This window comes from Anaerocolumna sp. AGMB13025 (genome assembly GCF_029689925.1).
Lineage (GTDB): Bacteria > Bacillota > Clostridia > Lachnospirales > Lachnospiraceae > Anaerocolumna.
On record NZ_CP121445.1, the window covers coordinates 4,303,552 to 4,326,936 of the forward strand.

Consider the following 23,385-nt stretch of genomic DNA (forward strand, 5'->3'; position numbering starts at 1 on the left):
TTTATTTACTTTATTTCACCTTTCCATCAACATTCCGTCCTAAAATTATAGTTGACAAGTCAATTATTTTTATTATATAATAGTTGACATCTCAACTAAGTGAGGTGATTGTTTCTGCTTTTATTAGTTAGAAACAGGTAAGGAGGTGACCATGTTTCAAAGCAGATTATTATCAAAACGTATTTCACACATAGCAAAATATACCCAGTTTCATATGGATGAAGTTCTGAAACCCTATAATTTAAGCTATGGGTTATACCCATTTTTACTGGAATTATGGGAAGAAGAAGGGATTAATCTGGAAAAATTAAGTAGGAAGATTATGGTTGACAAAGCTTTATCAACAAGAGCCATACAAAAACTGATACAGTTAGGTTATCTGGAGAAAGTTACCGATGAACAGGATTTACGTGCTTATCGGCTATTTCTTACGGAAGCAGGAAAAAAAATTGTACCCGACGTAAAGGAGAAAATCCATCAATGGAATGAAGGTATTACCATGGATTTGACCAAAGAAGAAAAAGATGTACTGAATACTTTTTTAGATAAAATCCTGGAACGGGCATCACAAAAGAAACTATAAAGAAGGACGGAAATCATATGAATGCAAGCAAGACAGAAAATGTCATATACTCAAAAAAAAGGTGGAGTATATTATTAATTGTCGTATTATCAATATTTATGTCGACATTGGATGGAAGTATCGTTAACGTAGCGCTGCCTACTATGGCTAAGAGCTTACACGTTACCTCCGGCGCCGTAGCCTGGGTGGTCAGTGTTTATCTGATTGCTATCTCAGCGACTATGCTGCTTTTCGGAAGACTTGGGGATATTTGGGGCAAGACAACCATATTCCTCTTTGGTATCGCATTATTTACAGTAGGTTCCCTGTTATGCGGCATAACCTATTCCTTTCAAGTTCTGCTGATAGCAAGAGTTATCCAGGCAATCGGTGCAGCAGGGATGATGGCAAACAGCCAGGGAATTATAACTCATGTTTTTCCTCCCAACGAACGCGGCAGGGCATTAGGGTTATCCGGAACCTTCGTCGCATTAGGTTCTTTAGCCGGACCATCCCTGGGTGGTATTATTATCGCTTATACCAGCTGGGAATATATTTTCTGGATTAATGTCCCTGTGGGTATCGTTGTATTTCTGCTGGGATTGAAATTACTGCCCCATGCAGGACAGAAAATTGATGAAAAAGTCGACCTGGCAGGAGCTCTCCTCTTTATTACGACTATCGTGCTATTATTCGGAGCATTAGGCCAGATACAAAGTGTAGGTCTGGAATCCCCATTGATCTGGGTAAGCCTGATTATCACACTTATACTTTTTATTATCTTTTTAAGAGTTGAAAGCAAAACCAAAATGCCGCTGTTAGAATTAACACTGTTTCAGAACAAATGGTTCTCAGTAAGTATCCTCTGTGGTTTCATAAGTTTTATTGCTATCTTCTGTTCCAATATAGTAATGCCTTTTTACCTTCAGGACATCCTTTCCTTTTCCCCTGGACAAGCCGGCATATTTTTATCTATTTATCCTTTGATTTTAGCGCTTACTGCACCAATTAGTGGTTATTTATCCGATAAGATTGGGTCTGAAATTTTAACTTTAGCCGGACTTACCCTTACCAGTTTGGGTCTGTTCCTGATGTCAACCTTAAATGAACACCCTTCCTATGTGGCAATGGGTATATTCGTCGCTCTTATGTCGTTAGGTAACGGTTTATTCCAATCACCGAATACCTCTCTTATTATGTCAACGCTTCCAAAGAATAAATTAGGTATCGGCGGCGGTATCAATGCTTTTGTGCGAAATCTGGGTATGATCTGCGGTATCACTTTGGCAACCACCATATTATATGGCTGTATGAGCAGTAAACTGGGGTATCGTGTTAATGACTTTGTTGCAGGTCAAAACAGTGTCTTTATTTTTGGTATGCATGCCGTATATCTGACAGCTGCTGGTATCTGTTTGGCTGGTGTTATCATCACGGTGTTTCGATTGTTTTCCAGAAAAAAAGAACAAAGCTGATAGGATTATAAATTTGCAATCCCGTTCTGAACTGATATGTATTCGTTTAAATACCTTGTTAAGTATATAACAAGGCTGGATAATTCACTTTTTTTAAATAAAACTGCTGCTATAACAACCTTTTCAGTAATAGTTCCTACCGGTTGTTATTATGCAGCAGCTCTTATTATAGGCATATAGTTATTACATAGACCTTATTCCTGATACCTCAAGCCAGTCCGTAGCTTCAAAACCTACATTATACTTAGCTTTCATATTTACTTTATCCATACTAAAAGTAAATTTAAACTGGAGTCCAAAAGGTGTTTCAATATAGCGGCATTGAATTAATAAAGTAATTGCATCAAGCCAGATGCCAGTTAACATTACCCTTTCTATCTTTCCGTCTGTCTCAATAGAATTTTCTGTCCATTTGCCAATACCTACATCGGCAGTCTTTTTCAGATCACTTGTCGTAACCTCAAACTGAATGCTTCCTGTTTCAAATTTGAACGCTATTGTTTTGAATTTATATGGATTTTTTTCTAACTTAAATCTTTTCCCGGACAGCTCCGCTTCAATTTCTGAATTTCTTACGCCTTCTGGAAGTAATACCTGTAATTGTTTTAGTTTTTCCTTTAATTTATCCGAAGCCTCACTTTCCGGGAGGGCTTCTGCCCCAACTCCGGGAAGTAAGTTATCCCAGATCAGATTCAAAGGGAGCTGCATATCCTTTACCCCGCCGGTAGCGGCTATAACCATATCTAATTCCGGTATAACAATACAATATTTTACCATATTTATACATTTATTGGAATAGCAGTGCATCAGTTCACTCAGCATTTATTCATTAATAAGTTTAGAATACAATCCAAGCCTGTTAACTACGTTTAATTCCTTATAGATATTATTTAAGTGAGTCTTAACCGTATTGACACTTATAAATAGCTCCCCTGCTATTTCACTATTGGTTTTTCCCTGTAGAACACAATTAATGATTTCAAGCTGTCTTTCTGTTAAATTAGCACCAACCTCAATATTCGGTGTTTTTACCGCAGTATCAATCCCATTTTGAGGGATAATATAGACATACATCATAAGTGAATTGCTATCGATAGAATGGGATGGTACCACATTGATAAAATATGGCTTATTTTTAACGGATAGCAATGTCTTTGTCATACCAAACTGTTTACAGGCAATTTCTTTTTCAATATATTTGGCAATAAAACTTTCGCCAGGTGCCTGTATCTCCAAATCATTCATCAATTCTACTGTATACCTTAAGGCAGATGAATTAATATACCGTATGGAAATAGGTTTATTAATATCAAATACAATAATACCGATTGGGGACTGGTTGCTTATGGACTCGAACAAATTCTTATCCTCCATCAGGTTGCTTACCGAAAAATGTTTATTCGTAAACACAGAAAGAAAATAACTTAAGGTATTCATAAATTTAATCTCTTCCTCTGTAAAATCCAGTTCATTCTTTCTCTTCAATATACCTAAACATCCAATCACTTCATCACGGTATCGCAGATATATAACAGTTTCGTATAAATAATCCCCCTTACATAAAAACTCACAGTAGTATTTCGATTTTATGAATTCCTGAAAAGACATAACATCCTTAATGGTTATAACATTCTTTTTATTTAATACATCTGTCTTGCCAATAATTTTGCTTGGATTCAGAGGATCATGTTGGTAAAATTCCTGATTGTACTTTTCAATGATAGTATCATCTACCCTATATGCAACCAGTGAATAATTGCTTTCATCAGGTCTTTTAATCCATAGAGCAGTTGCATCGTAACCGAATATGCCGGCGAGAATATCCAATAAGTTCTTTCCCATTGCTTTATCCGATAAAGTTTTTTGATCCATCAGCAATATCTTATTCAGGAAATCTCTTAGCTTGTTTTGATGTAATGATTCAATTAGTATTGTTTGCATACGTCTGATATCCTTAACTTTTATTGATATTTTTACAAACTAATTATAAAGGATTTGGGTAACTAAAGGTCAACTTGTGTTTAGAATGAATACCAGGCGTAAAATATACTATAGTAAGTATCTGTATTCATAAAATACTGATTTAGAGACCTTTTGATACTCAAATCTTCGGATTCTATCCTTGTTTCTATCCTTGTTAAAAAATTAATTATCAAATTATCATGTAATATAGCCATACATTACATGGTATGTAACGTTGTGATAAATAAAACTTTATGTCACTTTACTGTAAGTTTTTCGTCAATAATACTACAGTATTTACATTTTATTCTATTATATAACAATTATTATTTACCGTCAAGTTCTCGCATTTATGCATTTGTTAATTTTGTAACATGTAAATATTCTGTCTGCTCTTGACAAAGCAAAAACATATTACAAATATTGTTGATTTATGTAACTTTTTATCTGTATTGCACAATTTTTGTTTGCAAAACCATACCTTAGTACTACTGTCAAGATAAGAATACAACTTTTTGAGTATAGCTGAAAATTACTTTCGAGTTTATTATTATAACGTAGTAAATCAATAATGATTAAGAGGATAACGGCGTATACAAGTAAGGTGAGGAGATTTAGAAGCTATTAAGATTCGGTAATACAATATCAATGATTAAACAAACTTTATATTACTTAAACTAAAAGGAGAAAAAACATGAGAGTAGCAGTTAGTATTATTGTAATTATTGGTGCCCTTTTAACAGCGGCCTTGGGAATCAAATGGATTTCCGACTATAATGACAACAAAGCAGTCATTCAGCAAACCTTAGATGGATCTGGTTTAGATGAATCAGATATACCCGAACTTAAGGATTTAAAAGATATGGTAAATGCAGCGTATGTAATGATTGCCTGCGGAATTATCGCATTTATTTCCGTATTCTTTATTAAAAAATTAGGCAAAATTACCACTTTAATTTTACTTGCAGCAGGAATAGTACCCATTATTATGGAATCAGATAGCTTAATTGTTACATTTTTAATTTTACTTGGTGGAGTTTTAAGCTTTTTTGTGAAACCAAAAGCTAAAACAGCTTAAGATCAAAAAAATATAATTACATTTGCCGTATTACTTCTTTATTATATTTATTGATATATTATTAATTTATTTTTTGAACTAGAGTTTAATTAATCTACCTACTTTAGTTCTAAAGTTATAGTTAGTAACTTTTTATCATATACTACCCCTACTGAATATATTAATGGAGCTAACGCTGACACATTGTCACGTCAGTGACACCTTCCTATTAAGCGTCCTGCACGTCCTGCAGTTCGTGTTTTTATTTTACAGGATAGTTCAAGAGAACTTTCCTCGTTAAATAAAAAAACCGGCATATAAGAGTTGTCTTATATGCCGATTTTTTATATATCAAATTTCACATTTGATAATAATTATGCTTTTAATCTGCTTTCAAGAGCTTCAAGCTGAGCTGCAAGTTCTTTCGGAAGTTTTTCACCATATTTTTCATAATGTTCTCTGATAGAAGCAACTTCTCTTAACCATTCTTCTTTATCAACCTTCAGTAGTTCTTTCATATCATCCTGGCTAACATTGAGACCTTCTAAATCAAGAGCGTCATTGGTAGGCATATATCCGATTGCTTCTTTCACTGCTTTACCTTCACCAGATACTCTTTCTACGACCCACTTAAGAACACGGCTGTTTTCACCGAATCCAGGCCATAACCATTTGCCGTCTTTATCTTTACGGAACCAGTTAACATAGAAAATCTTAGGAAGTTTGTCTTCCGTAGTTTTTTCTCCAATGCTTAACCAATGCTGTAAGTAATCGCAAACATTGTATCCAAAGAAAGGAAGCATAGCAAATGGATCACGGCGAACCTGTCCAATATTATTGGAAATAGCTGCTGCTGTAATTTCAGAACCCATGATAGATCCTAAGAATACACCGTGTTTCCAGTCAAAGCTTTCATGTACTAAAGGAATTGTGCTTGGACGACGTCCACCGATTAAGATTGCAGAAATCGGTACACCAGCAGGATCTTCCCATTCAGGAGCAATTGCAGGGCACTGCTCAGCTGGAGCTGTAAAACGTGCATTGGGATGAGCTGCAGGATCTTTTGAATCCGGAGTCCAATCATTGCCTTTCCAGTCAATCAAGTGTTCTGGTGCATCTGTACCGATACCTTCCCACCATACATCACCATCATCTGTTAAAGCAACATTGGTAAATATTGTATTCTTTTCCGTGCTGTGCATCGCATTCGGATTGGAATCATAGGAAGTTCCAGGTGCAACGCCAAAGAAACCAGCTTCCGGATTTATTGCATATAAGCGGCCGTCTTCACCGAACTTCATCCAGGCAATATCATCGCCGATTGTTTCTACTTTCCAACCTGGGATAGTAGGAACCAGCATTGCCAGATTAGTTTTACCGCAGGCACTGGGGAAAGCTCCTGTAATGTATTTCTTATTGCCATTAGGATCAGTGATACGAAGAATCAGCATATGTTCAGCCAACCAGCCTTCATCACGGGCAATTACAGATGCAATACGAAGTGCAAAACACTTTTTACCTAATAAAGCATTACCGCCGTAACCGGAACCGTACGACCAGATAAGTCTTTCTTCCGGAAAATGACTGATATACTTCTTTTCAATAGGTGCACATGGCCAGGAGGAATCTTTCTGTCCTTCTTCAAGAGGCGCTCCTACGGAATGAAGACAAGGTACAAACTCTCCATTACCGAGTGCTTCAAGAACCTTTTTACCCATACGTGTCATGATACGCATGTTAACTACAACATAAGGACTATCTGTTAATTCGATACCAATCTTGGAGATCGGAGATCCGATAGGTCCCATAGAGAATGGAATAACATACATGGTTCTACCCTTCATGCATCCCTTGTACAACTCTTTCATTGTAGCCTTAAGTTCAACCGGATCAACCCAGTTGTTGGTAGGACCGGCTTCTTCTTTGGTTTTAGAAGCGATAAAGGTCCTGTCTTCTACACGAGCTACATCGGATGGATGACTGCGGAATAAATAACTGCCCGGACGTTTCTTTAAAGGTACTGCCATACCAGTATCTACCATCTGTTTAAGCAGACGTTCATTTTCTTCCTCGGAACCGTCACACCAGTAAATTTCATCTGGTTGACACATATCTGCCATTTCTTTTACCCATTCTTGCAACTTCTTGTTTTCTGTCATAAAAGTTCTCCCTTCAAATAGATAATCTATGTTATTGCGAAATTGCAATAGCAAGCTTTTAAATCAACACTTTATGTTGATAAAGCATTAATTTCAAAAAATTCCTTCATTGTATATCCTACCAGAAAAGCCGAAAAATAGCAACTATACTTTTTAAGTTCTAATGTTTTTTTAATAATCCTTGAAAAGACAGTCCACAGTATATTCTGCTGTTGGACTGCCTTTTCGACTTAGATATTGAATCTATCTAACACTTCATTCATAAATACCGGTACTAAACCTGGATCAAATAATGTTCCGGCATTATTAATTATTTCTTCTGCAGCTGCATCTCCTGACAAAGCCGCAGCATATACCCTGTCACTGGTCATATCATCATAAGCGTTTGCTATCGCTATAATTCTTGCCGGCAAAGGTATCTCCTCTCCTTTAAGTCCTTTTGGGTATCCGCTGCCGTCCCAGTTTTCATGATGGTATAATATATACTGTGCAATTTCCGACATATCATCCACCGTATTGAGCATACGAAAACCGATTTCAGAATGGCGTTTTACTTCCTCGTATTCTTCTTCCGTAAGTTTAGCAGGTTTGTTTAAAATGGCTTCATCAATAGCAATCTTGCCTATATCGTGGAGAAGACCTGCAGTTCTTAATAGTTCAAGCTCCCCATCCGGTAAACCAAGTGCTTTTCCTAATTTTACACTTAAAGCAGAAACTCTGAAGGAATGTTCTTTCTCTCTTTGATTTTTCTCATATAGGCTATTAATAATAACCTTTATTGTTTTGCCTCTCATATTAGGTCCTTCAAAGAGCTTCCGCTTATACATATCATCTTCTGCATTTTTAAATATTTCTTCTATATTTTGATCTGGTATATATTTCGTATCACAACCAAAGGAGATTGAGATCTCAATGGAATCAATTTTTTCCTGACAGGCTGAGTCAGTAATCCGTTTAATGATCTGTCTTGCTGACAATGCATCCGTTTTTGGAAGTATAAGGACAAATTCGTCTCCGGCCAGCCTGGCAATTATATCATCGGCTCTGGAATTTCTGTTCAATACTTCGGCTACCTTCTTAAGCAATTTGTCTCCCATAACATGCCCAAAGGAGTCATTTACTAACTTCAATCCATTTACATCTCCCATAACCAGGCTTAAAGGCAGATTTCTTTCGGTATCTAGTCTTTTTAATTCTTCCTCATAAAACCTACGGTTATATAAACCGGTAAGCTGGTCTCTGTAACTCAAATGAAAAATTTCCTTTTCTTTTCTCTTTCTTTCCGTAATATCAATTGCTATACCGGTAAAATACTTCTTATCTCCCAGAGAAAATACACTTGCGGTAAAGTACATGGGAATGGTACTGCCATCCTTTCTCTGCAGGTTTGCTTCCGCTTCCCCAAAGCCTTCTTCCATAGCCTGTGAAATCCCATCTGCTACGGCTCTTCGACTTTCTTCGTCCCCTTTATACCAGTCATAAAGGGTCATATGGGACAATTCTTCTTTTGTATATCCTGTTACTTCCTCATGCTTTTTATTCCATCTGATTAGTCTGTTCTGATCATCATAGAGATATAGTATTCCGGGAATACTATCTAATATGGAATTAAGCAGCAACTTTTCCTTTATAAGTGATTCTTCTGCCCTTTTTCTGGTAATGAACATCGCCAGCTGCCTGGTATATACTTCAACCAGGATATCTTTATCAAACTGTTTTCCCCGTTCCATGAATAACGTAAAATTACCAAGTGCAGTTTGATTCATTAAAATCTTTACTACAAGAACTTCTCCGATGTGAAAAGTTTTTTCCAGTAGAGCAACTAAAGCAGGAGAAATCGTTTTCCCAGTTAACTCTCTTAAACAGGCGAACCTGGTAATGATTTTTCCAGTTAATTTTTCTTCTAGCTCCTCGTTATAGGTCCAAACTTTTTCATCGAATTTAAAACCGATTATATCAGTTGCTTTTTTAACAACCTCTCGGTCACCGGTTATGGCTTTTGTTGTAAAATTCTTCCCATTCTCTTCATACAGGTTAAAAGCAGCAAATTTTGCACCGGATATTTTCAAAAAATCATCTGATATTTTCTGGAAGTCATTTTTATTTTCTTTCTCTAACAAAAGTTCTTCAGAGTTATTAATCAGCCTTTCCATCTCCGATAACTGATTCATCTCCTTGGTTATATCGTTAGAAAAGGTCACAAAATGATATTTTTCCGGCGAATAAACGGTTATCTTATACCACTTGTTAAAGGGTTCATACAACTGCTTAAATTCTTTCTTCCCACCCTGCATCGCAATGTCACCCAAAATGCCAATCCAGTCAAAATCACTGTTTCTGATGTCCGGTAATAGTTCGGTAATGCGTCTCCCTACAATCTCTCTGATATTCTTGCCGACAACTGCAGCATAAGCGGAATTAGCCTCTACGATCTCCCAGTCACAGGGGATACCATTCTCGTCCAGTAATATTTTGTTGTAAGTAAATGCTGTGGGCAGTTCTTCCAAAAGTTGTCTGTAAAACTTTTCATTCATAAAGCATTACCTCCTGTCCTTTTTCCATCTGATAAAATAATAATAGTAATTGGTACTATTATACACTTTTTTAAGAACTTCGTCTATAAATTTTACAATTTTGACTTGTTATTTTACGTGGTTTTTACCAAAATTTATAAATAGTTGACATAAGTTTCATAAAATCAAATCGATTTTCTACAATTTCAATAAAAGATACTAAAGTATTTTGTTGTTAATAATCTGTTTATTCAATATTATAATTCTTTTTATCTATCTTTTATATTATTTTTCTGTTATTGATAATTTATTTCAATAATAACTCTTTATTTTTCTGATAAATGTTGTATAATGAATTCATCAATACAAATTCATATTTTAGGTTATAACCTCTTAAATAAATAAGGATTATTGAATAAATAAGAATTATTGAATAAATAAAACCAAGTATTACCATATTGATTGATTTATGTGGGTCAACCACACAGAAAGGAGTTTATTATGTTTAAACAAGCTGAATTGAACTATAATTTTAATGCACTGGAACCCTATATTGATGAACTTACTATGATTACTCATTATTCCAAGCACCACGCTGCTTATACCAATAATTTAAATTCTGCCTTGGCGAATCTGCCTGAGCTTTTAGACAAATCTATTGAAGAAGTCTTTTTATACCTGCCGGAACTATCGGATCAGACACTAAAAACTGCTATTACCAATAACGGTGGTGGATATTATAACCACAATCTATACTTTACCACTCTGTCACCTGAGGGAGGCCACAAACCAGACGGCAGACTAGCCGAAGAGATTAATAAAGACTTTGGGAGTTTTGATGAACTTAAAAGTAAGCTGTCTGCTGCCGCAATATCCCGGTTTGGTTCCGGCTGGGCTTGGTTATCCGCAGATAAAAATGGAAATCTTAAAGTTTCTTCTACCCCCAATCAGGACAATCCTTTTATCGAAAGCCATGGTGAATGGGTTCCCATATTAGGTATTGATGTTTGGGAACATGCATATTATCTGAAATATAAAAATCTTCGGGCGGATTATATTAACTCCTTCTTTGAAGTTGTTGACTGGAATGCCGTTACAGAATATTACAACAAAGCAAGGAGCTAACTAACAATAAAAAACCATCTTTCCTGTCGGTACTAATTGTGGCAGGAAGATGGTTTTTTACTTAAAAGGGGGGAGGTGGTTCGATTAATATAATATAGGGAATATTAACCCTTACCAGCAAAATTATTCTTCGGTTATTTTAAATTTTTTAACCATTTGCATTAATCTTTCGGAATTGTCTTTTACCTTTAAGGTTTCATCGATTACCAGCTTGGAACTCTTAAGGATATCTCCTGACATTTTTGCAATATCAGAGGTTCCGGCTGCACCCTCATTGGTAGATATGCTGACCTCGTTAATTGCTTTTATAATACTTTGGATAGAAGCAGCCAGCTGTTGGGTAGTTGCACTTAAATCCGTAAGGAACTCGTCGATAAATTCCGCATCCTTACTGTATTGTTCACCGGTTTGCACCATTTCCTTATAGTCTTTTATTACTTGTTTATCGATAAATTCAAGCACTTTTTGGGAATTTACAGACAGATTTTCAACCGAGTCCACAACTGTCTTAGTAACATCCTGAATCTTGTTTACTGTATTCTTAGAGTCTTCGGCCAGTTTTCTTATCTCATCTGCTACAACTGCGAAACCTTTTCCAGCTTCACCGGCCCGGGCTGCCTCGATTGCTGCATTTAATGCCAGCAGATTTGTCTGGGAGGTAATCTGTAAGATAGCATCGGAAAGTGCTCCGATCTGTTCCACTGCTTTTGACTGATCAATGGCCTGTTTTAAACTGTTTTGAGTCGTTATGTAAATCCGGTCGGCCTGCTGCTGGGAAGTTAATGCATTGGTTTTAAGTTCGTTGGCACGTCTGTTAATTTCACCGGCTGATAAAACACCATCCTGGGTCTTTCGCGCAATACTCTCAACTGCACTTTCTATTTCTGCTGTAGTGGCATTCATCTCCTGAGAGGAGGCGGCAGTTTCTTCCATTCCAGCAGATAATTCCTCCGTTGTTGCAGAAATATCTTCTATCCCTGTATTTAATCCGGATAAATTAATCTGGACATCATATATCGTTTCTATTACACCTTGGGAAGCCTCTTTTACTCCATGTATCAGGTTCCGGAGTGAAAGTTGCATATCATCCACAGTCTGTGTCAAAACCCCAATTTCATCCCTGCGTTGTAAATAAACTAATGGAGTAAGGGTTGTAAAATCACCGGCAGCTACCACTTTAAGATGATCAACGGCAAGCTGGACCGGTCTTGCGATCTGAGCAGACATCAACAACGCCGCACTTAAACTTATCAGCAGCAGCAATATTGTAACTACTAATATCATTATGGTAAGGTTCCTTAAATTTCCAAATACTTCGCTTTTCGGAGCTGCTACGGCAATTGACCAGGTAGTGCCTTTAATTGGTGCGTATCCGATAAATTTCTGGACCCCTTTAAAAGTTTCTGCATCCACATCTTTTCCTAACATCTCTGAGGTTAACATGGCACCATCTGTTGCATTCTCTTTCGTAATTACATCTTTATCTAAGAAAGTACCAAAACCGGTTTTCCCCTGTATCATCCTGTTTCCTATGTCTGCCAGGGACTTAAGGGAAACATCCGTTTTTGCATTCTCAATTATATTTATCTGATTCTGTACATTTAGTTTATCGGCATGTGCAATAATTACACCAGTCTTATTGATCATAAAGGCTGAACCATATTTGCCAAATTTTATATCATTACAATACAAACTAAAGGCATTGGGATCCATATTGCCGGTTAACACTCCAACTATCTTGTCCTGATATTTGATGGGAACTGCAAACATAATTAACATAGTTCCGTCGCCTGCCTTTGAAACGATTGGATCCGATACAAAGGGTTTACCGCTTGCCGCATTAATAAAATATTCCCTGTCCTTAAGATTAATGGTTGAATCACTAGATCGTATATTACCGTCTAAATCAACATAGGCAATAGAAGTAAATCTTTTAGAATTAACCTGATCCTTAAGAATTGCTTTCTTCTGTTCCATAGGAACTGACGGATCCTGAATGGCATCCAGTTCGGCCACCGCTTCTAAAACTGAGAAATTGGAATCTAGTTTGTTCTCCAGGATAGTAGCTGCTTCATAGGCAACCTGGGGCAGAACCACTTTCACATTCAATGATAGGGCATTATATGAGGAAAAATAAGCAATACCACCAAAAATACTGCAAACTACCAGCAGCAATGCACCGACTGAAACAACAATCCGGGTTTTTAAACTTTTCATTTGAAAACCATTTTTAAACTTACCCATCTTCATAATGATCTCCTCTTTCTTTTTTGATAAACCGGCTCATTACCAAATGCTGATCAATTTATCTTACATTTATTCTATCTGTATCCTATTTACTGTACAAGTAATCAAAGTCACTATTCCAGGTGCAAAAAGCATTTGTATGATCCTTGACTTGGCATACATAAAGATCTTATAATGCATTTGGCATAAAAGAGTATTACGTTAGGTAAATAGTAGGATAGAAATATTTTAAAAAACAATATTCAGTTCAGGATATAAATTTTATTTAAAGCTTTTGTTATCGTATAAAAAGACTAAAATGAAAGCATACTGTAATAAAAAAATCAGGAGGATTTTATGGCTCACAATCAAATGAAAAGTACAAAAAATCATAAAAAAGAGGATGGAACCTTCCATTCCAAGCATATTAAACATGATCCCCAGGCAGAAAGTGCAAGAGCAGTTTTTGGTCTAAAAGATGATACACCAATCAATAAAGGCAGCGACCGGAGCAGATAAATACTATAGTCTGTAAACAGCAAAAAGTAAGGCGGTCATAATGTGGGAGTTAGATTCCATTTGCCGATTTCTAACCAGATTTCACATTACACCGCCTTTTACGCTTTTATCATTTATGATGTGCTTTTAGCACAATAATATAAACTGTCCTCTTACTTTTCACTTACTATTAAAAACTTTTGGATTCTATCCGTTAAATTCACAAGCGTGTGACCGGCTCCCGGTATAATAGTAACATCTGCCTGGGGCAGCAGCTTGGATATCCGTTCTGCTGTTATATCAGAATGAAGCATAATGTCTTTTTCGCCCACGAGCAAGAGCAGCGGCATGGATAACCTTCGTAATTCTTCATCTTTATATAAGGGGATTGTCTCTCTTCTGTAATTAAAATTTTTTCCAATAAGTTTCTGATAATTTTGAATGACTTCCGGTATGGGGCGATTGCCATTCACCTTCTTATATAACAGATCCATTCCTTTTTCGCCAAGCAGCATATGACCAATCATCTTAAACAGAAAGGAAGTTCTTTGAGGTCCGATACCGGCAGGGCATAACAGCACCAGTTTATCAACCTTATCCGGATAGTTAACTGCAAATTTTACTGCCAGCCAGGCTCCCAGTGAGATACCAATCAGGCTTGCTCGCTGTAATGACAGTGACTCATAGACATCCAAAAGCCATTCTGCAAATTCCTTTCCCAAAAAGGGAAGCTGTTCTTCACTGCTGCGTCCCGGTTCTCCGGGTAAATCTATCGCATATACCCGGTACATTGCTGAATACTCCTGTGCATCCTTTAACCACATAACTGAATTCATGGCACTACCATGCAGCAGAATTAAAGGTGGTGCGTCAGTTCTTCCTGTTGCTATAACATACGCTTTTCCAAACCGTGTATCTATATACATTTTTTCATTTGGCTGCATCCATCCCTCCGCCAAAGAATCATACGCTTTTAATACCTCTGTCTTTCCCTTTGGTGTCTTAAATGCAACTGTTGTTTTCATATTAACACCCATTGCATAACACATCTGTTAGCAGATGTGTTACTGCCACATATTAAAAGGTTGAAAGAATCCAAAAGTGGCATCCTCTCATTTATAATATTTTCTTTCAACCTAACACCCATTGCATAACACTCTGCAAGCAGATGTGTTACTGCCTCAAATCAGGGTGTGAAATGTCTTTTTACTTCACACTAGCCCCCATTCTTGCACACTCTTTGTGCATTTTCCAGCCTATCTTTCGTCCAGGAGCCAGGTCTGGGCCTCTGTTATATTGTAAAACACCCGGAATTCCTTGCTTTCCTTCAGTTCCACCATAAGATCCTTAAAGATACCTGTAACGATAAAATTCTCCGGCAATAACAGTGCCCCTCTAATATGATAATTAACCAGTTTCTGCATTAGTGTACCAGCAAAACCGGTTCTTAGTTTAAAAAAATCCTCTGATAATAAACTGCTATGCAGTAACAGCAGATTGGTCTCGTTTTCAAAGCACAGGCTGATTAAATCCATAATTCTGTCTTCTGTGCCAATTGGAGTCTCTGCCGATGTCAGGTTGATATACTTTTTGTTATTTTTCTGAATTACGGAATAATTAATTATTCTATTATCCATGGTACTCATCTCCTTTTGATTTATACTTTAATTGGTGATTCCGTTGCGAAGCTTCTCCAGCCAGTTTAACTCACTTTCATAGGATGCTATTATATTTTCATGAATCATATCCCAGAGATAAACTTCTCTTTTGGTCCTTGCCGGGGCAAAGGTTCCTCTTTTGTGCTTTTCCTTTTGCATCAGTATCTGCATCCTGACCTCTTCCTCATAATCAGCTATCAATGTATTTAATTCTTCTGAAGATAACTGATCTGCCCAGGCTAACTGGACAAGAAAGTGCTTCTTTAATTCCGGCGGTTCCGCGGCCGATAGCACCCACCTTTTCAATTCGGCTGTCCCTTCCGCGGTTATGGTATATATCTTTTTGGAAGGAGAACTCTCTTGATGTTGTACTTCATTCGTAACATAGCCCTCTTCTAACAATTCAACAAGGGATTTATAAATCTGATTGTTGTTACCCGACCAGTACATAAAGGGGGAGTCCTGTATAATCTTTTTCAGGTCATAACCGGTCAGAGACCTACAGCTTAATATTCCTAGTATGGCATGATTGATTGACATTTTTTTCACTCCTTATAATATTAACATATGTTATTAATAACATATGTTAATATGGTTTGTCAACTTAATTTTTTATTTTGCAGTTTATTTTCGCATTAATAAAACCTGTCTGGTGGTACCATCAACAATAAATATAGTTGATGGTACCACCAGACAGGTTTGGTCGTTATAAAAATCTTTTTTTAATTTCTTCGTATTTTTCTGCCGTCATTAAGGCATCCTTATCAAGGTCTTTAAAGTTAACTATATATGTCCATCTTCCGTAAGGTTCTATCTTTTTGATCTGAGAGATATTAATCAGATAAGATTTGTGGCTTCTCATAAACTGTTCCGGATCTAATTTTGATTCGATATCTCCTAACCCGGCTGAGGTTATAAAGGAGTCCTGCCTGGTATAAATAACTGTGCTGCTGTTTTCCCGCTGAACCAGAATAATATCTTTTATATCTACAAAACTGATACTTTCCTTTCCCTTAACTAAGAGTTTATCAAGGCCCCTCTCGTATTTCACGATTTTATCCAGATCATCATGTTTCATGGTTTCTGAAAATGACCGTATTCTGTCAAGGGTATGATTGACCCGCTCAACGTTAAAGGGCTTTACCAGATAATCAAAGGCATATAATTCAAAGGCATCGGACATATATTCGGAATGGGCTGTGGCAAATATAATTTTTGTTTTCGGTTCTAAATCTTCTATTATTTTAGCACAATCCAGTCCACTGGCACCATTCATCTCAATATCCAGAAATACAACCTCCGCTTTCGTCCTGCGGAATAAAGCTATGGCATCAGCCAGGTTATCGCTTTCGCCTGCAACTTCAAAGCCTTCATTCCTCTCTATTATTTTGCGGAGTAATTTGCGTATGCCGCTTTCATCTTCTATTAAAATTACCTTTATCGCCATATCATCTTCTCTTTCTGCGTTTACATAATGGTTCTCCGATTATTTCAGACCAGATAACAGCGTCCTGTAACTTCTTTCTGCTAACGGTAATGGTTTGAAATCCATCCAAGCCCATATTTACCTTTTTACCCATATCCTCTTCAAATATATCCTGATTCAGGGAATCTATGCTGCCTTCTGTGTTTTGTGCATCCTTCCCGGATATTTTAGAAGATACCAAAGATGGACCCGTCCTTTTACCGCTATTTTCATTACTATTTTTACTAGAATTTTTACCTGTATACCATGATTTCTTTTTACCGATGTCTGACTCGCCATACGGTTCTCCCTCTGTTTTTACACTAGATTTTAAGAATCCGACACCCAAATATTTCGCAGCTGAGTTTATGTTTATATTATACATTGGAACTCCAATCCGCATGTTTATACATGCTAAAGTTCAATAATAAGTCATTACATGTTATCTTTTTTCTCTTCAAATATGGATTCCCTGGCAGATTCTGAAATCTTTTCCCTCATCCGGGTATCTGCCTTTATATTCTGCATATCATAATAATCCATAACCCCAAGCTTACCCTCCTTTAATGCGTATGCCATCGCTTTTGGCACTTCTGCTTCCGCTTCAACAACATAGGCCCTCATCTCCTGTTCCCTGGCGACTGCCATGGCTCTTCTTTCCTCTGCTTTTGCCTGTGCAATATTCTTATCAGCTTCTGCCTGAAGGGTCTGTAAGTGGGCACCAATATTTCTTCCAACATCAATGTCAGCAATATCAATGGATAATATCTCAAATGCCGTACCGGAGTCAAGCCCTTTTCCAAGTACTCTTTTTGAGATAAAATCCGGATTCTCCAAAACTTCCATATGGGTCTGGGAGGAACCTACCGTAGTAACAATACCTTCTCCGATTCTGGCTAAAATAGTTGCTTCACCGGCACCACCGACTAATCGCTCCAGATTCGCCCTCACGGTTACCCTTGCTTTAACCAGCAGTTCGATACCGTTTTTTGCAACCGCCGATACATTGGTTGTTTCAATGACTTTGGGATTAACGCTCATTCTTACCGCATCCAATACATCCCTGCCTGCTAGGTCTATTGCCGCTGCTTTTTCAAAAGGCAGTTCAATTCCGGCACGTTCCGACGCAATCAGTGCATTTACTACTCCGTCTATATTACCGCCGGCCAGGTAATGTGCTTCCAGCTGGTTTACGCTTAAGTTCAGCCCTGCCTTGGTTGCTTTAATTAAGGGTAGCACAATTTTAGATGGCGAAACACGCCTTAAGCGCATACCCACAAGATTAAAAATACTCACTCTAACATTGGCTGCCAAGGAAGAAATCCATAATCCAACCGGAACAAAACTAAAAAATAAAATAATAAATAACCCGATAACACCTATTAATATAATGATTCCTACTATTCCCGTCATACTATTATCCTCTTTTCTAAAATGATTTTCGTTATTAATAATTAATCCGCAAGCGCTTTTACTATTAATTTTGAGCCCTGCACTTTATATATCATTAATTTTGTATTTCTTGTAATGTATTTACCTTCCGATATTACGTCAAATTCTATGCCGTCAAAGTTACCGGTACCCGTGGGTCTTAAGTCGGTAGTTGCTGTTCCTACTTTTCCCAAAAGATAATTCAAATCACTTGAGCTGATGTAACCTTTATTCTTATTCTGCTCTTCTTTTAATATAATTGGTGATTTTAACTTACCTCTTGAGAGAAGACTTAATATAACCGCTAACATAATACCCAGCAGAGCTAAGACAATTATTGTTATAACAGCACCTTCTGCTACTGTATCCGACACTAAAAATATTCCGATCAGCAGGCAGGTAGTCCCTATAACTCCCGGTGCATGCAGGCCTGGTGTAATCATTTCTATACCGATTAGAATAAATCCGGTAATAAAAAGAATGACAGCCAGAATTATCAGACCTTCTATATCCCCAAACATAGTTAATATCCTCCTTTCAGGTTTTAGTATAATACAAATATATACCTGAACATAATTTTATAAATACATATTCTCCAAGTTATACACCTAAAAGGTTATAATGTCATTTTTTATCCTCTAAATTACAATTATGTTTTAGCCAGAGGATCGGTACCCCGGACTTGTGCAGGGCTTATCAGTTTAAAGAATTACACCCGTTTTTTGGGTACCTCCATACAAAAGCAGGTTTTATCCTCCGAGGACGTAACCGATATTATGCCATCTGCCTCTTTCATGATTTTTGAAACAATATAGAGCCCCATGCCATGACCTTCTTCATTTTTCGTTGTATAGCCCTGTTTAAACAGATCCTCCAGATGATTTTCGGGTATTTTAGGACCGTTATTACATATCAGGAAGTTATAACTTTCTTTATCTTCACCGATTTCAAACCGGATGTTTTTCTCTTTATTTCCCTTCGCTTCGGACAATGCCGTTATGCTGTTATCTATGATATTAGCCAGAACTTTACATAAATTCCAGGGCTCCATGGGAATATTTTTTAAGTCGGAGCGAATCTCCAAAAACAGGTCGATATTATTTTTTTCCGCTGCTTCTATTTTAGCCTGTAACAGGGCATTTACTGCTGGTTGGGCTGTCTTTAATGCTTTGCTGACTTTCATAATATCTTTAAATACCGGAGCAATATATTTCTTTGCTTCTTCGTATTCCTCCAGTTCCATAAGCCCATAGATAACCTGAAAATGATTTAGATAGTCATGGCGCTGGGCACGGAGTTTTGTATTAAACTCCTCCAAATCCTTCAGACTTTCTTCCCAGTTATCATACTTATATCTGCCCGCAAAATAAAGACCGAATATGGTAATTAAACTGCTAAGAAGCATTATCCCCATAGCTATATAAAGGTATATATTAAATTCCCCCAGAATAGTACTTCCTGCGGCTATCCAGATTGCTGCTCCGACTATAAACTGCAATACGTTAATCGTTAATAATGCTGCCACTATTTTTTTTATATTCAAGGTACTCCTCCACTCATACTGTTATCCTAGATAGTTTAGTAAACCGACTCGGTTCAGAACCCAACTAATCTGAAATAAATTCAAACTAATCAGTATTTATTATACATGAATAACTCTTTGCTAGTATAACATATTTTACCAAAGAATGCATCTGAAGGTATTATGTATATTTTTATGTTCCAACTTTTATTTACTGGAGATTAAGATACTGCCCTACTATCCTTGCTCAAATGCAGTTATACGATATATGCAGATTATTTTCGAGTTCCGAACTAAATTTTACTTGAACAAAGAGTCTGGCTCGCCAGACTCTAGCGCTGACACACTGTCACGACAGTGACAATCATCCTTAAGTGCGTCATGCGCATCCTGCCTGGAAGGCTTTTTTATTGCATAGGTAAGTTCGAAGAAGTTTCCTATGCAACAAAAAAGTTCCCCCAGAAATTCTGAGAGAACTCATTAGATACTTCATATAATATAATCCGCTAACCTTAAATTAATTTTAAAGTTTTCTGCCTTATATCGATTACGCTTTATAAGCCGTAGAATTCTGATTTTCAAAAGCCTGATCGAATACTAAAGTAAACCTACTCATTCCAACCCAAGCTGTTTACCCTAATTATGATATTCACCATGATTTCCAAGTTCAAAATTGCCGCCTGCTGCCAGGGTAAAATGTACTTTGGCAATCCCAAGGTCTGTTAAATAACGTTCCTCTTCCACATTGGCAGTTAATATACCATTTCTGAATTCAAATTTCACTGGCTGTAAGTTAACGGCAGACGGAGCTTTTTGCACTGCATGGATTCCGGTTAACAGCCACTGGGGAGCCGGAACATCCGACTTATAAAGTTCCTCTGCTGCTTTTGTCTTACGGTGAGTCATACCGCGTACCAGCTTTTCCTTAAAGGTCTGCTCTGCTGCAATATTGCCTACCGTAATAACACAGACCAGTTCTTCCTTATCCCCAACATTAAGAACTCCATTGTTTCTGTCAAAGGTACCTGCAACCCAACAGGTCCCAAGACCCATCCCGGTGGCTTCAAGGACAAGTAATTCGCCATATTGTCCCAGTTTTTCTTTTAAGTCGGCATCTTCCTTTTTTCCTTTCAGTACAATGATTGTCCTGACATTTTTAAACATACCGTAGCTTTTTCTCAGACCGTTAAATGCCTTGCTTCCGTCAGGAATCAGTTCCATTGCTAGCTCTGCTTCCTGATTATATTTATTTATCGAATCGTTTAAAGTTTTTATCTTATTGGGTTCAACCGGGGTGTCCAGATAGGTGCGGCGGGATATTCTTTCGTCAATTGCTTTTAAATAGTCCATATGCTTCCTCCTATTAAAATCTATTACTATTATACGTATTATATTAGATAATTCCTATATTTTCAATTTACAAAAGGAATTTTTATATAATTTTTATATATTGATTGTTCTTCTTAAACCACAGCAAAAGGGCTGCTGCAATATCCACAACGTAACTTACTCGGAGTGTATACGTTTTATGATTTGCAACAGCCACTTATCATTCATTTTATAGTTTCATACATTTTATTGTTTTATTCTTTTTATACTTCTTCACTTATCAAGCTGAGTACTTCTGCACAGGTTCTTACTTTTCCCATCCGTGTGAAAATGTGTCTGCAGACAAATTCATGTGCTTCTGTCTCCGAGGATCCCATTGCATCTTCTGCAAAAATCTGGTTATATCCATGCTGATATGCTTCCCTTGCCGTGGTATCCACACCAATTTCAGTTGCTATACCGCATAATACAATAGTATCAATGCCTCTCCGTCTTAATTGTAAATCAAGATCGGTACCGTAAAACGCTCCCCATTGCCGTTTTGTTATAACATGAGCAGAATCAGGCACATTCAATTCTGGTAAAAATCCGTCCCAGTTTTCTATTAATTGAATCGGGTTTATTCTTAATGCCGGATCTGCCTTTTCGTCCGTATTCGGCCTTAATAAGTCTTTCCCATCCGCCGTTGAGACTTTAACCATTACGACGAAAGCACCTGCTTCTGTAAAAGCTTTTATCAATCTGCCTGCATTTTGTATAACCTGTTTGTTGGTATATGGAACAAGCTCTTTTCTTACTACTCCGTTTTGTAAGTCAATTACTACCAGTGCCGTTTTATCTGCTATTATTTTACTATGTTCTAACATATAAAGTATCCTTCCTGTTATTTTCTCTTTCTATAACATACTTCCTTTAGTTATCCGTTGTAAAGTTTCTATAACTTACATCCGCTTATATGATCCTGCGTAAAGTTTCTAAACATACTTTCGTTTATTTATCAAGTGCAAAGTTCTAAACATACTTTCGTTTATTTATCAAGTGCAAAGTTCTAAACATACTTTCGTTTACTTATAAAGTGTAAAGTTTCTATCCTTTTATTATTTCTAATAACCGAATATCTGCTTTCCTATTTTTTAATTATTAGCTGATTACCTCTATTATGCCTCCCGTTAATTAATTAAATAATCACATTTCTGTATCAGCAATACCTATCAAATTAAGTCTTTTGTAGACTTTAAAATAAACCCAGACTGCATTGATCAGTAATAAGCTGCTGGTAATAAAAAATACATATTTCATACCCATATAAGCCGCCACCTGTCCGCCTAAAACAGAACCTCCGAACACGCCTAAGTAGCCTGCGGACATATTAAATCCAAATACTCTTCCGGTTAAGGACGAGGGAGTTATTTTCTTTATCATAATATTAACAGAAGGTGACAATCCACCGATGGTTAACCCAAGCAAAAAGCGCAGTCCCATCAGCTGCCAGGCGTTTTTTACAAATGCCTGGGGAATAAATATTATACTTGTGGCAATCAGGGATACCAGAATTACTTTATGCGCTCCGATTTTGTCAGAAAGCCTTCCAAGTCTTGGTGCCGCAATAATATTGGCGAATCCCGAAGCAGAAAAGGTAACTCCCGCTATCAGTGCAACATGGCTTGCGTTTTTAATGAGTTGATTTACATAAACGGTTATAATTGGCTCCACCGAATACATTGCTACCGTTAAGATAAAAAAAGTTACAAACATGGTAATCGTTAGGCTCTTCTCCGGTATAAGATTCCATACTTCCTTAAAACTCATTACTTCTTTCTCTTCCTTAACAAAGCTCTCTTTAACAAATAACAAGGTTGTAATAAATGCAACGAAAAGCAGTGCCCCTGTTACAAAAAATACATTTCTAAGTCCCAGATTTTCTTCAATAAGTCCTCCGATCACGGGTCCAAGCAGGGAACCTGCTATGCTGGAGGTTGAAAGGGTTCCTAAGGCAAAGCCGGCATTTTCCCTGTCAGTCTGAGTTGCGATCAGAGTAGTACAGGCAGTACCGTAACCGGTAATAGCACCCTGCAATAATCTTAAGCCAATTAATACATATACATTCGGTGCAAAACCCATAATCCCTATAACAACGGCCATACCAAGACTAGCCCGTAAGAGCATGGGCTTTCTGCCAAATTTGTCGGCGGCATGACCCCAGATGGGAGAAAATATAGCGGATATAATAAAGGTAATGCCAAAAGCTATTCCTGAAAGTTTAGTAACCAAAGCCGTATTATTTACCCCCAGCTGATTTATATAAAGAGGTAACACAGGTGCAATCTGGCTCATACCAATGCCGGTTACAAACATTCCAAACCAGCAGACAATCAAATTTCTTTTCCAAATAGGCATAAAAAT

21 protein-coding genes are annotated in these 23,385 nt (G+C 37.1%); 5 read left to right on the top strand and 16 right to left on the bottom strand.

The window, feature by feature from the left end; all coding sequences use genetic code 11:
* Positions 1–151: 151 nt before the first annotated feature.
* The gene (locus QA584_RS17960; RefSeq protein ID WP_278270467.1) at positions 152–583 is read left to right on the top strand and encodes a MarR family winged helix-turn-helix transcriptional regulator; all 432 of its coding nucleotides are present in this window, start codon (positions 152–154) and stop codon (positions 581–583) included.
* Positions 584–600: 17 nt separating this feature from the next.
* On the top strand, positions 601–2,037 hold the full coding sequence (locus QA584_RS17965; protein WP_278270468.1) for an MFS transporter: 1,437 nt from the start codon (positions 601–603) through the stop codon (positions 2,035–2,037).
* A gap of 183 nt (positions 2,038–2,220) precedes the next feature.
* Here the strand turns inward: QA584_RS17965 and QA584_RS17970 are convergent, their stop codons facing one another.
* Both QA584_RS17970 and QA584_RS17975 read right to left on the bottom strand, forming a co-directional pair.
* Positions 2,221–2,814 (bottom strand): hypothetical protein, encoded by a 594-nt coding sequence (locus QA584_RS17970; protein WP_278270469.1) that lies wholly within the window; start codon positions 2,812–2,814, stop codon positions 2,221–2,223.
* 45 nt (positions 2,815–2,859) lie between these two features.
* The gene (locus tag QA584_RS17975; protein WP_278270470.1) at positions 2,860–3,978 is read right to left on the bottom strand and encodes a helix-turn-helix domain-containing protein; all 1,119 of its coding nucleotides are present in this window, start codon (positions 3,976–3,978) and stop codon (positions 2,860–2,862) included.
* Positions 3,979–4,693: 715 nt separating this feature from the next.
* On the opposite strand from QA584_RS17975, the gene QA584_RS17980 reads away from it, so the two are divergent.
* Entirely contained in the window at positions 4,694–5,077 is a 384-nt protein-coding gene (locus QA584_RS17980) for a hypothetical protein (protein ID WP_278270471.1), read from the top strand.
* Between the two features lie 353 nt (positions 5,078–5,430).
* Here the strand turns inward: QA584_RS17980 and QA584_RS17985 are convergent, their stop codons facing one another.
* Together QA584_RS17985 and QA584_RS17990 are read right to left on the bottom strand one after the other, a co-directional pair.
* Complete coding sequence (locus QA584_RS17985) at positions 5,431–7,215, bottom strand: phosphoenolpyruvate carboxykinase (GTP) (protein ID WP_278270472.1); 1,785 nt, start codon at positions 7,213–7,215, stop codon at positions 5,431–5,433.
* A gap of 230 nt (positions 7,216–7,445) precedes the next feature.
* Positions 7,446–9,749: an HD domain-containing phosphohydrolase gene (locus tag QA584_RS17990; RefSeq protein WP_278270473.1), complete on the bottom strand. Its 2,304-nt coding sequence runs from the start codon at positions 9,747–9,749 to the stop codon at positions 7,446–7,448.
* A 480-nt stretch (positions 9,750–10,229) separates the two neighbouring features.
* Here QA584_RS17990 and QA584_RS17995 point away from each other — a divergent pair, with 480 nt between their 5' ends.
* Positions 10,230–10,853 (top strand): superoxide dismutase, encoded by a 624-nt coding sequence (locus QA584_RS17995; RefSeq protein WP_278270474.1) that lies wholly within the window; start codon positions 10,230–10,232, stop codon positions 10,851–10,853.
* A 123-nt stretch (positions 10,854–10,976) separates the two neighbouring features.
* Here the strand turns inward: QA584_RS17995 and QA584_RS18000 are convergent, their stop codons facing one another.
* Positions 10,977–13,103, bottom strand: coding sequence for a methyl-accepting chemotaxis protein (locus QA584_RS18000; protein WP_278270475.1), 2,127 nt, complete (start codon positions 13,101–13,103; stop codon positions 10,977–10,979).
* Positions 13,104–13,436: 333 nt separating this feature from the next.
* Here QA584_RS18000 and QA584_RS18005 point away from each other — a divergent pair, with 333 nt between their 5' ends.
* Complete coding sequence (locus QA584_RS18005; protein ID WP_278270476.1) at positions 13,437–13,598, top strand: CPC_1213 family protein; 162 nt, start codon at positions 13,437–13,439, stop codon at positions 13,596–13,598.
* A gap of 152 nt (positions 13,599–13,750) precedes the next feature.
* On the opposite strand, the gene QA584_RS18010 is transcribed toward QA584_RS18005, so the two are convergent.
* The 11 genes from QA584_RS18010 to QA584_RS18060 form a co-directional block, all read right to left on the bottom strand.
* Positions 13,751–14,602: an alpha/beta fold hydrolase gene (locus QA584_RS18010; RefSeq protein ID WP_278270477.1), complete on the bottom strand. Its 852-nt coding sequence runs from the start codon at positions 14,600–14,602 to the stop codon at positions 13,751–13,753.
* 231 nt (positions 14,603–14,833) lie between these two features.
* Positions 14,834–15,214 carry a DUF4180 domain-containing protein gene (locus tag QA584_RS18015; RefSeq protein ID WP_278270478.1) on the bottom strand — a complete coding sequence of 127 codons (381 nt, stop codon included), beginning with the start codon at positions 15,212–15,214 and terminating at the stop codon, positions 14,834–14,836.
* A 27-nt stretch (positions 15,215–15,241) separates the two neighbouring features.
* On the bottom strand, positions 15,242–15,775 hold the full coding sequence (locus QA584_RS18020) for a PadR family transcriptional regulator (RefSeq protein WP_278270479.1): 534 nt from the start codon (positions 15,773–15,775) through the stop codon (positions 15,242–15,244).
* 166 nt (positions 15,776–15,941) lie between these two features.
* Positions 15,942–16,682: a LytR/AlgR family response regulator transcription factor gene (locus tag QA584_RS18025; protein ID WP_278270480.1), complete on the bottom strand. Its 741-nt coding sequence runs from the start codon at positions 16,680–16,682 to the stop codon at positions 15,942–15,944.
* 1 nt (position 16,683) lies between these two features.
* Positions 16,684–17,085, bottom strand: a complete 402-nt coding sequence (locus tag QA584_RS18030) for a hypothetical protein (RefSeq protein WP_278270481.1) — start codon at positions 17,083–17,085, stop codon at positions 16,684–16,686.
* Positions 17,086–17,135: 50 nt separating this feature from the next.
* Positions 17,136–18,113 (bottom strand): flotillin-like protein FloA, encoded by a 978-nt coding sequence (gene floA, locus QA584_RS18035; RefSeq protein WP_278270482.1) that lies wholly within the window; start codon positions 18,111–18,113, stop codon positions 17,136–17,138.
* A gap of 41 nt (positions 18,114–18,154) precedes the next feature.
* On the bottom strand, positions 18,155–18,652 hold the full coding sequence (locus tag QA584_RS18040; RefSeq protein WP_278270483.1) for an NfeD family protein: 498 nt from the start codon (positions 18,650–18,652) through the stop codon (positions 18,155–18,157).
* Positions 18,653–18,840: 188 nt separating this feature from the next.
* On the bottom strand, positions 18,841–19,674 hold the full coding sequence (locus QA584_RS18045; RefSeq protein ID WP_278270484.1) for a sensor histidine kinase: 834 nt from the start codon (positions 19,672–19,674) through the stop codon (positions 18,841–18,843).
* A gap of 615 nt (positions 19,675–20,289) precedes the next feature.
* Positions 20,290–21,003 (bottom strand): nitroreductase family protein, encoded by a 714-nt coding sequence (locus QA584_RS18050; protein ID WP_278270485.1) that lies wholly within the window; start codon positions 21,001–21,003, stop codon positions 20,290–20,292.
* Between the two features lie 242 nt (positions 21,004–21,245).
* Positions 21,246–21,848 (bottom strand): isochorismatase family protein, encoded by a 603-nt coding sequence (locus QA584_RS18055; RefSeq protein WP_278270486.1) that lies wholly within the window; start codon positions 21,846–21,848, stop codon positions 21,246–21,248.
* Between the two features lie 319 nt (positions 21,849–22,167).
* The gene (locus QA584_RS18060) at positions 22,168–23,379 is read right to left on the bottom strand and encodes a multidrug efflux MFS transporter (RefSeq protein WP_278270487.1); all 1,212 of its coding nucleotides are present in this window, start codon (positions 23,377–23,379) and stop codon (positions 22,168–22,170) included.
* Positions 23,380–23,385: the final 6 nt, after the last annotated feature.

Coding starts and splice junctions, on each gene's coding strand:
- QA584_RS17990 (WP_278270473.1), bottom strand. CDS start 9,749: ATGAATGAAAAGTTTTACAGACAACTTTTGGAAGAACTGCCCACAGCA.
- QA584_RS18055 (WP_278270486.1), bottom strand. CDS start 21,848: ATGTTAGAACATAGTAAAATAATAGCAGATAAAACGGCACTGGTAGTA.
- QA584_RS18020 (WP_278270479.1), bottom strand. CDS start 15,775: ATGTCAATCAATCATGCCATACTAGGAATATTAAGCTGTAGGTCTCTG.
- QA584_RS17980 (WP_278270471.1), top strand. CDS start 4,694: ATGAGAGTAGCAGTTAGTATTATTGTAATTATTGGTGCCCTTTTAACA.
- QA584_RS17975 (WP_278270470.1), bottom strand. CDS start 3,978: ATGCAAACAATACTAATTGAATCATTACATCAAAACAAGCTAAGAGAT.
- QA584_RS18015 (WP_278270478.1), bottom strand. CDS start 15,214: ATGGATAATAGAATAATTAATTATTCCGTAATTCAGAAAAATAACAAA.
- QA584_RS18050 (WP_278270485.1), bottom strand. CDS start 21,003: ATGGACTATTTAAAAGCAATTGACGAAAGAATATCCCGCCGCACCTAT.
- QA584_RS17970 (WP_278270469.1), bottom strand. CDS start 2,814: ATGGTAAAATATTGTATTGTTATACCGGAATTAGATATGGTTATAGCC.
- floA (WP_278270482.1), bottom strand. CDS start 18,113: ATGACGGGAATAGTAGGAATCATTATATTAATAGGTGTTATCGGGTTA.
- QA584_RS18000 (WP_278270475.1), bottom strand. CDS start 13,103: ATGAAGATGGGTAAGTTTAAAAATGGTTTTCAAATGAAAAGTTTAAAA.
- QA584_RS18025 (WP_278270480.1), bottom strand. CDS start 16,682: ATGGCGATAAAGGTAATTTTAATAGAAGATGAAAGCGGCATACGCAAA.
- QA584_RS17995 (WP_278270474.1), top strand. CDS start 10,230: ATGTTTAAACAAGCTGAATTGAACTATAATTTTAATGCACTGGAACCC.
- QA584_RS17960 (WP_278270467.1), top strand. CDS start 152: ATGTTTCAAAGCAGATTATTATCAAAACGTATTTCACACATAGCAAAA.
- QA584_RS17965 (WP_278270468.1), top strand. CDS start 601: ATGAATGCAAGCAAGACAGAAAATGTCATATACTCAAAAAAAAGGTGG.
- QA584_RS17985 (WP_278270472.1), bottom strand. CDS start 7,215: ATGACAGAAAACAAGAAGTTGCAAGAATGGGTAAAAGAAATGGCAGAT.
- QA584_RS18010 (WP_278270477.1), bottom strand. CDS start 14,602: ATGAAAACAACAGTTGCATTTAAGACACCAAAGGGAAAGACAGAGGTA.
- QA584_RS18030 (WP_278270481.1), bottom strand. CDS start 17,085: ATGTATAATATAAACATAAACTCAGCTGCGAAATATTTGGGTGTCGGA.
- QA584_RS18060 (WP_278270487.1), bottom strand. CDS start 23,379: ATGCCTATTTGGAAAAGAAATTTGATTGTCTGCTGGTTTGGAATGTTT.
- QA584_RS18005 (WP_278270476.1), top strand. CDS start 13,437: ATGGCTCACAATCAAATGAAAAGTACAAAAAATCATAAAAAAGAGGAT.
- QA584_RS18040 (WP_278270483.1), bottom strand. CDS start 18,652: ATGTTTGGGGATATAGAAGGTCTGATAATTCTGGCTGTCATTCTTTTT.